Below are 1605 nucleotides of genomic sequence, written 5' to 3'. Positions count from 1 at the left end.
GGCTGCGCGGTGACGAGGCTGATCACGTCGGTGTCGTGGACGCTCCAGCCCATCCGCGCGCACGCCAGCGTCACCGAGGACACGTGCGGCAGCACCCGCACCTTCTCGGGGCCGTACAGCCGGATCAGTGTGCCACCGATGCCGTGCAGCAGGGGGTCGCCGCTGGCAACCACGTGGACGTCGCCCGCGTGATCGTCGTCGACCAGGGTTCGCAGGGCGGGCAGCATGGGTGAGGGCCACTGCCGTCGGGGCGCGGGCACCGTGTCGTCAAGAAGGTCAAGTTGCCGCTTGGAGCCGTAAACGACCGCGGCCCTTCGTAGTTCGGCTCGTGATGCTTCGGCGAGCCCGGCCATGCCGTCGGCGCCGATACCGACCACGACGATCATGAGCGCCGCTCCTCATCGCTTCGCATTGCATCGTCGCCGGCGCGGATCATCGCGGCATCCTGCGCCAGACGAACTGCGGCAGCAATCGCATCACGGCGGCCGCGGGCCCCAGCACCCACGGGATCCACACGGTGCGTCGGCCTTTCGCCAGTGCGCGTGCGGTCGCGGCGGCCACCTGCGCGGGCGTGCTGGGCAGCGGCGCGGGCGTCATGCCTTCCGTCATACGCCCGATCACAAATCCCGGGCGCGCGATCAGCAGCCGCACCCCGGTGCCGTGCAACGCGTCGGCCAGGCCGCTGGCGAAGCCGTCCAGGCCGGCCTTGGCCGAGCCGTAGACGTAGTTGGCCCGGCGCACCCGCGCGCCGGCGATCGAGGAGAACACCACCAGGTGGCCTTTGCCAGCTTTGCGCATCGCGGTGGCCAGGTGAGTGAGCATGCTGACCTGGGCGACGTAGTCGGTGTGTACGACCGCGACCGCGTGTGCGGCGTCGGTCTCGGTGCGGGCCTGATCGCCCAGGATGCCGAAGGCCAACACCGCGGTTCCGATGGGTCCGTGGTCGGCGATGACGTCGCGGACCAGCGGGCCGTGCGAGGCCAGGTCGTCGGCATCGAATTCCCTGGTGTCGACCGCGGTGGCGCCGGCGGCTTTCAGCGCGCTGACCTGGTCCGCGAGGCGATCTGCGTTCCGCGCGGCCAGCACCACCGTCGTCCCCGGCGCGAGGAGCCCCGCCAGTTCGACCCCGATCTCGCTGCGTCCGCCCAGGATTAGTACTGGACCCGCGCCCGTGTCGTCCACGGCTGCGATTATTACCTGCGCTAGCGTGAGCGGTGATGGCGAATACCACTACGCGGCTCACCGACGAGGCCCTGGCGTTTCTGTCGGAACGCCATCTGGCCATGCTGACCACGCTGCGAGCCGACAATTCGCCGCACGTGGTGGCGGTAGGTTTCACCTTCGACCCCAAGACGCACATCGCGCGGGTCATCACCACCGGCGGTTCGCAAAAGGCGGTCAACGCCGATCGTGGCGGCATGGCCGTGCTGAGCCAGGTCGACGGCGCGCGGTGGCTGTCGCTGGAGGGCCGATCCAAGGTCAACAGTGACGTCGACGCGGTGCGCGACGCCGAGTTGCGCTACGCCCAGCGCTACCGCACACCCCGCCCGAACCCGCGACGCGTGGTCATCGAGGTTCAGGTGGAGCGGGTGCTGGGGTCGTCGG

At 70.0% G+C, this 1605-nt stretch carries 3 protein-coding genes; 1 reads left to right on the top strand and 2 read right to left on the bottom strand.

Annotation, left to right across the window (positions count from 1 at the left end; all coding sequences use genetic code 11):
• Positions 1 to 386, bottom strand: a 386-nt coding sequence (gene cbiE / locus Q0W90_RS24465) for a precorrin-6y C5,15-methyltransferase (decarboxylating) subunit CbiE (protein ID WP_297777276.1), incomplete at its 3' end; no start/stop codon positions are given.
• 46 nt (positions 387 to 432) lie between these two features.
• Positions 433 to 1182: an SDR family NAD(P)-dependent oxidoreductase gene (locus Q0W90_RS24460; protein WP_297777274.1), complete on the bottom strand. Its 750-nt coding sequence runs from the start codon at positions 1180 to 1182 to the stop codon at positions 433 to 435.
• Positions 1183 to 1217: 35 nt separating this feature from the next.
• Between Q0W90_RS24460 and Q0W90_RS24455 the strand changes: the two genes are divergently transcribed.
• On the top strand, positions 1218 to 1605 hold a 388-nt coding region (locus Q0W90_RS24455), incomplete at its 3' end, for a F420-dependent biliverdin reductase (protein WP_297777271.1).

Origin of the sequence: Mycobacterium sp. (assembly GCF_025933915.1) — a bacterium.
Lineage (GTDB): Bacteria > Actinomycetota > Actinomycetes > Mycobacteriales > Mycobacteriaceae > Mycobacterium.
This window is presented reverse-complemented; position numbering and strand designations above follow the sequence as displayed.